The organism is Arthrobacter sp. CG_A4, assembly GCF_035985125.1.
GTDB lineage: Bacteria > Actinomycetota > Actinomycetes > Actinomycetales > Micrococcaceae > Arthrobacter.
In genome coordinates this window covers 1-8,015 of the sequence record NZ_JAXCID010000072.1, presented here as the reverse complement: position 1 = coordinate 8,015, position 8,015 = coordinate 1, and the positions used below count along the sequence as shown (strand labels likewise).

Annotated in this window: 9 protein-coding genes; 3 read left to right on the top strand and 6 right to left on the bottom strand. The window is 65.2% G+C overall.

From position 1 onward, the window contains the following. Positions 1-587, top strand: a 587-nt coding sequence (locus RCH07_RS18580; RefSeq protein WP_326968971.1) for an IS630 family transposase, incomplete at its 5' end; no start/stop codon positions are given. Here RCH07_RS18580 and RCH07_RS18575 read toward each other — a convergent pair. Beyond that, positions 584-1,270, bottom strand: coding sequence for a LytR C-terminal domain-containing protein (locus tag RCH07_RS18575; RefSeq protein WP_326968970.1), 687 nt, complete (start codon positions 1,268-1,270; stop codon positions 584-586). The two genes, RCH07_RS18580 and RCH07_RS18575, sit on opposite strands and share 4 nt — an antisense overlap. Then, positions 1,263-1,562, bottom strand: a complete 300-nt coding sequence (locus RCH07_RS18570) for a type II toxin-antitoxin system VapB family antitoxin (protein ID WP_326968969.1) — start codon at positions 1,560-1,562, stop codon at positions 1,263-1,265. The genes RCH07_RS18575 and RCH07_RS18570 overlap by 8 nt, the downstream gene beginning before the upstream one ends. 179 nt (positions 1,563-1,741) lie before the next feature. Between RCH07_RS18570 and RCH07_RS18565 the strand changes: the two genes are divergently transcribed. Continuing rightward, entirely contained in the window at positions 1,742-2,656 is a 915-nt protein-coding gene (locus tag RCH07_RS18565; protein WP_326968968.1) for a hypothetical protein, read from the top strand. Between the two features lie 73 nt (positions 2,657-2,729). Beyond that, on the top strand, positions 2,730-4,364 hold the full coding sequence (locus RCH07_RS18560; protein WP_326968967.1) for a stealth family protein: 1,635 nt from the start codon (positions 2,730-2,732) through the stop codon (positions 4,362-4,364). Between the two features lie 61 nt (positions 4,365-4,425). On the opposite strand, the gene RCH07_RS18555 is transcribed toward RCH07_RS18560, so the two are convergent. From RCH07_RS18555 to RCH07_RS18540, 4 genes are all read right to left on the bottom strand, one after another. After that, positions 4,426-5,367 carry a phosphodiesterase gene (locus RCH07_RS18555; RefSeq protein ID WP_326968966.1) on the bottom strand — a complete coding sequence of 314 codons (942 nt, stop codon included), beginning with the start codon at positions 5,365-5,367 and terminating at the stop codon, positions 4,426-4,428. Positions 5,368-5,563: 196 nt separating this feature from the next. Then, a complete protein-coding gene (fdhA, locus tag RCH07_RS18550) occupies positions 5,564-6,775 on the bottom strand; it encodes a formaldehyde dehydrogenase, glutathione-independent (protein ID WP_326968965.1) in 1,212 nt (403 codons plus the stop codon). A 225-nt stretch (positions 6,776-7,000) separates the two neighbouring features. Next, positions 7,001-7,486 (bottom strand): glutathione peroxidase, encoded by a 486-nt coding sequence (locus RCH07_RS18545; RefSeq protein ID WP_326968964.1) that lies wholly within the window; start codon positions 7,484-7,486, stop codon positions 7,001-7,003. A 282-nt stretch (positions 7,487-7,768) separates the two neighbouring features. Beyond that, positions 7,769-8,015, bottom strand: a 247-nt coding sequence (locus RCH07_RS18540; protein WP_326968963.1) for a hypothetical protein, incomplete at its 5' end; no start/stop codon positions are given.

Sequence of the window (8,015 nt, the reverse complement as noted above, 5' to 3'; positions counted from 1 at the left end):
TGTCGCCGCCGGAAAACGCGGTGGTGGTGAGTATCGATGAAAAAACCCAGATCCAGGCCCTCTCCCGCACCCAGGCAGAGCAGCCGCTGTCCCCGGCCCACCCGCTGCAGCAGACCCACGACTACAAACGCAACGGCACCACGACGCTGTTTGCGGCCCTCGAGGTGCTCACCGGGACGTTGAGCGCAAACGCCTTCTACCAAAAGCACACCAACGTCGAGTTCGTCGACTTCCTGGGGCAGGTAGCCCAAGCCCACCCCGGGGTTGAACTGCATGTCATTTGTGATAATTACGGCACTCACAAGCACCAGAACGTCAAGGATTGGCTGGCTGAAAATCCCCGGGTGACCATGCACTTCACCCCGACCAGCTGTTCCTGGCTGAACATGGTGGAGATCTTCTTCGGGATCATCACCCGCCAATGCCTCAAACGTGGAACATTCAGCTCCGTGAAGGACCTGGAAGAGACCATGGAACGCTACATCGAAAACTACAACAAGGACGCCAAACCGTTCACCTGGACCAAGTCCGCGGAGTATCTACTGGGCAAGATGAAACGCAAACAAACCATTAACACGGAACACTAGCTGCCGGCCGGCTGCCCGGACGGAAGCGCCGTCGGGATGACGGGCCACTTCGAGTCGTCGACTATCCGCCGGTCCTCGCGGGGGCAGCTGAGCTTGCCCGGTGTCTGGTCCACCAGTTCCGGCTTTGCCAGCTCCTTGTAATCCCCGGTGAGGATGACGTCCACGCTCGGGTCAGTGCGGCCGTCCTGGAAATAGTCCGAGCCGGGCAGGTTGCGCTGGACGCTGAACGCCGCCGACTGCCCCGCGGCGCCGGAGACGACCAGCGCTACGCCGCGGTAGCTCGACGTCGTGTTGGCGACGGCCCCCACGACGAACTTACGCGCCGCAAACGCGTCCGCCACGGTCCGGGCCAGGCCCGGGCGGGAGGTGGAGTTGAAGACGTTGACGTTGATTTTTTCCGGCGGCGTGTAGTCGTAGGCGGCCGCCGGGCAAACGGACGAGGCCGAATTGCTGCGCTCCGCCGTCGGAATCTTGATCTGGCCGTTCATGATCGCCAGGGCCACCACGATGGCGGCGGCGATGAGCCCAACGAGCAGCACCAGGACCGCCCCGTGCAGGATGCGGCGGCGCATGCGGACAGGATTTTCCAGCCCCTCGTCCGCCACAAAGGCGTCCCGCAACTCGGAGCCCGTGATGACGTGGTGCCCGTGCAGGACGGTGATGTCCTTCGGCGCTCTAGCCATTGATCACCAGGACGCGCGCGTGGATCGCCGTGCGCTGGTGCAGCGCGGTGCGGAGGGCACGGTGCAGTCCGTCCTCGAGGTACAGGACGCCGCGGAATTCCACGACATGCGGGAACAGGTCGCCGAAGAAAGTGGAATCCTCTGCCAGCAGTGCGTCGAGGTCCAGGGTGCGCTTGGTGGTCACCAGCTCGTCCAGCCGGACCGGTCGCGGCGGCAGCGCCGCCCAGTCCTTGGGCGTCTTGAAACCATGGTCGGGGTAAGGGCGTCCCTCGCCCACGGCTTTGAATATCACCCTGCAAGCCTAAGGAACTTGGGCGGTCAAAGGAATCAAAGACCGCCGACGGCGCGAGGTTGTAGCCAAACGGTAACCGTTTGTCACACGAATCACCGTCCTGTGTCACGGACAACACCCGTTGGCCGCCCCGGTCCCCTGCACATGCAACGGGACGTGCCGGCTGAGAGGATAGGGGAATGACTGCTTCCGCGACCCCAGCCGCCCACCCGCCCTCAGCTCCACGGCTGGCGCTGCTGCTCGACGTCGACGGGCCCATCGCAAGCCCGGTGACCCGTGAAGTGCAGCCGGCGATCATTGCGGACCTGCTGGCGCTGGCCGCGGCCGGTATCCCCGTCACCTTCAACACCGGACGCTCGGACGCCTTCATCCGCGAGCGGGTGATGGAGCCGATGATCGCCGCGGGCATGCCGGCCGGAACTGTGATTGATGCCATCTGCGAAAAGGGCGCCGTCTGGTTCAGCTTCACCTCGCAGGGCCCCGGCCCCGTCCACGTGGACCGGGACCTCGCCATGCCGCGCGCCTTCGGCGACGACGTCCGCCGGCTCGTGGCCGAGGACTATTCCGCCCACATGTTCTTCGACGAAACCAAGCTGGCCATGGTCTCCGTGGAGCAGCACATCACCGTCGTAGACTCCGACTACCGGGCCGAACAGGAGCTTTTCGACGCCGATGCCATGGACCTGATGGCCCGGCACGGCCTCGGGGTGGTGCGGCTGGACCACCACGCCCCGGACTCCGACGACAGGGTGGACTACCGGGTGGACCCGACGATCATCTCTACGGACATCGAATCCGTCCGGCTCGGCAAGGACCTCGGCGCGAGCCGCGCCGTGGAACTGCTGGCGGCCCGCGGCATCACCCCGCAGGCCTGGCGCACCGTGGGCGACTCCCGCACCGACTACGCCATGGCCGACTGGCTGCACCACCACGACCACGCCGTGAAGCATATCGATGTCCGCCCGGCCGACGGAATTCCGGTGAAACCGTACGACGTTCTCACCGCGGAGGATCTGGGGCTGGGCGGGGACGTCATCCACGACGACGCCGGCGCGGCGTTCCTGCGCAGCTGGCGGGCCGCCCTCACCGGCTGATCGGGGCTGGTTTCGCCGGCACCGGCGGCGTTTCTTCGGCGTTTTTCGCGGCGATTTTAGGCTGGACGTTATCATGCAAGTAGGCACACACGCACCCATAGAAGCACGGAGGAACGACATTTCAGACGCACTGGTCCAGGATGAGATCTACTACGGCAGCCAGGCATCCGAGGATGCCCATGAGGAGGTCACGTCCGCGGCTGCCATCGCCAGGTTCCGTGCCCGCCCGGACGTCGTCCGCCGGCGGGGCCGGTATGCGCTGATCAACGAAAACCGCACACCGTATCAGGCCATGGTCGAGGACCTGATGGTCATCCGTTCCGTGCTCGACGGCGCGTCCCTGGATTACCTCCTGGTCCGCGGCAACAACCACCGGCCGGTCATCGCCGTGGATTGGAAGGACCGGAAGGAACTCCGCGACGCGCTGGTGGAGGCCTGGCGCGATGAGCCTTTCTACTCCATGAGCGTCGATGCGAAGAAGAAGTCCGCCGTACTGGTGGCCGATGGGGAGCTCTCCCCTAACCGCCAGGCCCGCATCTTCCGGCTGTACCGCCCGCGGGTCGAACCGGAGGGCGGTTTTGAGTTCGGCGCCTCCGCCGGCGTCCAGCTGGAGCTCTGGAGCTTCGAGGACGACCAGCTGATTCTCCCGATCGAAAACTCGCTGACCCGCCGGACCATGCTCGCCCAGGATGCCGTCCGCGGCACGGTGGAGCGGTACGGCCACACCTGGCCGACCATCGAGAACATGTTCGCGGACCACGCCAGTGACATCAGCTTCGACGTCGATCTGGTCTTCTCCTGGGTGGACGGCAGCTCCCCGGAGTACATCGCCGCGCGCCGCGCCCGTATGGCCGGCGTGGTGGTGGGCGAGGGCGACGACCACGAGGCCCGCTTCCGCCAGATCGACGAGCTCAAGTACGCGCTGCGTTCGGTGTACATGTTCGCGCCGTGGATCCGCCGGATCTTCATCGCCACGGACTCCCCCGCCCCCTCCTGGCTCGCGGAACACCCGGGCGTCACGATTGTCCGCAGCGAGGAGTTCTTCGCGGACCCCTCCGTGCTGCCCACGCATAACTCGCAGGCGGTCGAGTGCCAGCTCCACCATATTGAGGGTCTCTCCGAGCATTTCCTGTATTCCAACGACGACATGTTCTTCGGGCGCGCCGTCGGACCGGACATGTTCTTCACCCCGGGAGGCATCACCAAGTTCATCGAGGCGAAAACGCGGATTGGACTAGGCGATAACGACGCCGAACGCAGCGGCTTTGAGAACGCCGCCAGGATGAACCGCAAGCTGCTCTGGGACCGCTTTGGCCGGATCACCACCCGGCATCTGGAGCACTCGGCCGCCCCGCTGCGGCGCAGCGTCGTGGCGAGGATGGAGCAGGAATTCCCGGCGGAGTTCGCCAAGACTGCCGCCAGCACCTTCCGTGCGGCGGACAACATCTCGGTGACCAACTCGTTCTACCACTACTACGCGCTGCTCACCGGCCGGGCCGTGACCCAGACGGCGGCCAAGGTGCGCTATGTGGACACCACGGCCCGGGCGGGCCTGAATTACCTGCCCAAGCTGCTCTCCAAGCGGAACATGGACTTCTTTTGCCTCAATGACGGCAGCTTCCCGGAGGTGCCGGCGGAGGAACGCGCCGGTCTGGTTACCGACTTCCTGGAGAAGTACTACCCCATCAAAGCGCCGTGGGAAAAGTAGGCGGCGAAAAGTAGGCGCGGACCGGCCACCCGGGGCGGAGCAGCACGAAGGATGCGCACTCCTAGGTGCTGGGGGTCATCCTGCGGTGGCCGGGTGACCTGGACGGGTCCTCGGTTCTGGCCTTGCCCGGAATACTGATCCCGGCGGCCGAGATGCGACGCTGGACTTCCTCGGCGGAAACAAGCTCTCCCACCGGAGGGGTGTCGCCCAGCAGGACCACGGAGTGCACGATCGTGTGCTCGTAGACATGGACGAGGTTGAACGCCTGGCCGCCGTCGCGACCGCGGGTCCCGCCCACCGACACGTTCAGATCCTGGGTGTAACAGGTCGCGGACGCCACGGACACCGGGATGCCCGCGAAGCTCGCGGTGGTCGAATAGTGCAGGTGCCCGCCCAGGATGGCGCGGACGTCGGAGTTCCGCAGGACGCCGGCCAAAGCCGCCTGGCCCCGGAGCTCAACGAGCACGGCGAGGGCCAGCACCGACGGCACCGGCGGATGGTGCAGGGCGAGGATGGTCCCGTCCGGTGCCGGGGTGGCCAGTTCCGCCGAGAGCCACTCGAGCTGCATATCGCTCAGTTCGCCGTGGTGGAATCCCGGTACGGAGGTGTCCAGCGTGATGATCCGCAGCCCGTTGATGAAGTAGCTGTGGTCCACCGGAGCATCGTCAGCCGGCTGGTCCAGAAGCCCGGCGCGGAAGTTCGCCCGGTCGTCGTGGTTTCCCATCGCCCAGATGACCTTGGCCCCCATGGCCTTGCAGGCGGGATCGACGATGGCACGCAGCTTCGCGTACGCCTCCGGTTCGCCCCGGTCAGCAAGGTCACCGGTAAAAATCACGGCTTCGGGGCGCGCGCCGGAAGCCTGGACTTCGTCGAAGAGCTGCTGGAGAAGGGAGTCGCTGTCCACCACGCCATGCAGGGGTTGCGGACCACCCAGCAGGTGGGGGTCACTCAGGTGGAGTAGGAAATGACGTGGCCGGGGGTGTTCGGCCTCGATGAGCTCCATTGCTACCTTCTTGGTTGGGTGGAAGCGGTTGCCTCCAGTGTCCCTCTCAGTAATGTCTATCCAACCAGACATTCGGCCAACAATGCGCAAACTCCAGTAGGCATGTTCGAAAAAATGGCGGCAACGAGTAGTCCGGCGGACACATACTTGCCCCGGTATGGGTCCGCCGGAACGTGCTTACTCGAGGACCGTGCGGCTAGCCCAGGTAGCCGTTCGGGTTGAGGACATACTTCGTGGCAGCGCCGGCATCAAATTCGGCGTAGCCCCTGGGAGCGTCCTCCAGGGTGATCGCCTTGGCGTTCACGTTCTTGGCGATGTTCACCCTGTCGTGCAGGATTGCCATCATCAGTCCGCGGTTGTATTTCATCACCGGACACTGTCCGGTGGTGAAGCTCAGCGACTTGGCCCAGCCGGTGCCGAGACTGATTGAGAGCGAGCCTTTCTTTGCGGCCTCATCCACGCCGCCCGGGTCCCCCGTGACATAGAGTCCGGGAATGCCGAGGGCGCCGCCGGCTGCGGCAACCTCCATAAGTGAGTTCAGCACGGTGGCCGGAGCCTCGTGGGCTCCCTCGCCATGGCCCTTGGCCTCGAAGCCGACAGCGTCCACACCGCAATCGACTTCCGGGACGCCTAGGATCTGTTCGATCTGCTCGGCCGGTCCGCCCTTGGTCAGGTCCACCGTTTCGCAGCCGAAGCTCCGTGCCTGGGCCAGGCGGTCCGCGTTCATATCACCGACAATGACGACGGCGGCACCAAGCAACTGGGCGCTCGTGGCCGCGGCCAGACCGACAGGGCCGGCACCGGCTACGTAGACGGTGGAGCCGACCCCCACCCCTGCCGTGACGGCGCCGTGGAAGCCCGTCGGGAAGATGTCGGACAGCATTGTCAGATCCAGCATCTTTTCCAGGGCCTGGTCTTTGTCCGGGAATTTCAAGAGGTTCCAGTCCGCGTAGGGCACCAGAACATAGTTTGCCTGACCGCCGACCCAGCCGCCCATGTCGACGTAGCCGTAGGCGCTGCCGGGGCGGTCGGGATTGACGTTGAGGCAGATGCCGGTCTTGCGTTCCTTGCAGTTCCGGCAGCGGCCGCAGGCGATGTTGAAGGGCACCGAGCAGATATCCCCCACCTTGATGAATTCGACGTCGGGTCCCACTTCGACCACTTCGCCGGTGATTTCGTGGCCGAGGACGAGGTCGGCGGGGGCCGTAGTGCGTCCGCGGACCATGTGCTGGTCGGAGCCGCAGATGTTGGTGGCAACGGTTTTCAGGATTACGCCATGGCGCACCGAACGGCCCACATTGGCGGGATTGACCCCCGGGCCGTCCTTGAGTTCGAAGCTGGGGTAGTCAATGTCGATGAGTTCGACCTTGCCCGGTCCCTTGTAGGCAACGGCTTTGTTCCCTGTCATCACTTTCCTCCTGGTTTCACGGACACCCAATATGAGCGCCCAGTTGTGATTCACGAAGCGTTCTGATGCACCCCCGCAGGCCTACCTGGGCTGCCTGGCCGGCACGCACGCAGGCGTCGCTGCGCAGCGGGTATGCCCGGATCGTTCAGAGGGTTCGGTCAGTCTAGGTCGGTAAGCAGGCTTAGGGGTAGGGCCGTTGGTCCCTTGTGGTCTGGGAGCGACCTCTCAGCTGAGGGCGGACTGGATTGCCTCGATGACCTCCGGCGAGTCCGGCTCCACGGTGGGGGCGAAGCGGGCCACCACTTCGCCGTCGCCGTTGACCAGGAACTTCTCGAAGTTCCATTTCACCAGCCCCGGAAGGACGCTGTTCTTGAATTTGGTCAGCTCGGTGTAGAGCGGATGTTGGTCCTTGCCGCGGACATTGGCCTTGGCTGTGAGCGGGAACGTCACGCCGAAGTTGCGCTCGCAGAACTCGGCGATCTCGGAGTCGGAGCCAGGTTCCTGCCCGGCGAACTGGTTGCACGGAACCCCGAGCACCTGGAAACCCTGTTCGCTGAACTTGTTGTGAAGGGCCTCAAGTCCCGCGTACTGGGACGTGAACCCGCATTGGGATGCCACGTTCACCACCAGTACAACCTCCCCCTCGAAGCGGCCGAAGTCAGTTTCCGTGCCGTCGATGAGGGTCAGGGGAATGGAATGCAGAGAAGTCATGGGAGGGTTCCTCGCGATGGTGGTGATGAAGGGCATGCCCGGAGCGCTGTCCCGGAAATGGTCGCGCCTGTCATTCGATACCAACGCACGCGGGTATGGGTTTGTGCCCCAGGCGGCGGGCGGCAAAGCATTAACCTGGTCAGGCCATTTGGATCGCCCCGCTACGGTAGCGGCCTCGCGGTGGGGGCAAGGGTCGCCGCGGTTGCAACCGATTCGAGAGTATCCGGTGTGGGCTCCCCTGCCGGCCCCGACGGCGTGACGGTCTCCACGGGTGGTGCCGTGTCAGCGGGAAGCGTTCCTGCCGGGGCTGTCGCGGCCGGACTGGTCGCGGCCGTCCGGGTTGGCGTCCGCGCCGGAGTAGGGGTGGTCGTGGGGGTGGCGCTCGGCGTCGGAGCGGGGGTGGTCGTAGGGGTGGCGCTGGGCGTCGGCGTCATGCTCGGCGTCGGGGTAGGGGTGGCGCTGGGCGTCGGCGTCACGCTCGGCGTCGGGGTAGGGGTGGCGCTGGGCGTCGGCGTCACGCTCGGCGTCG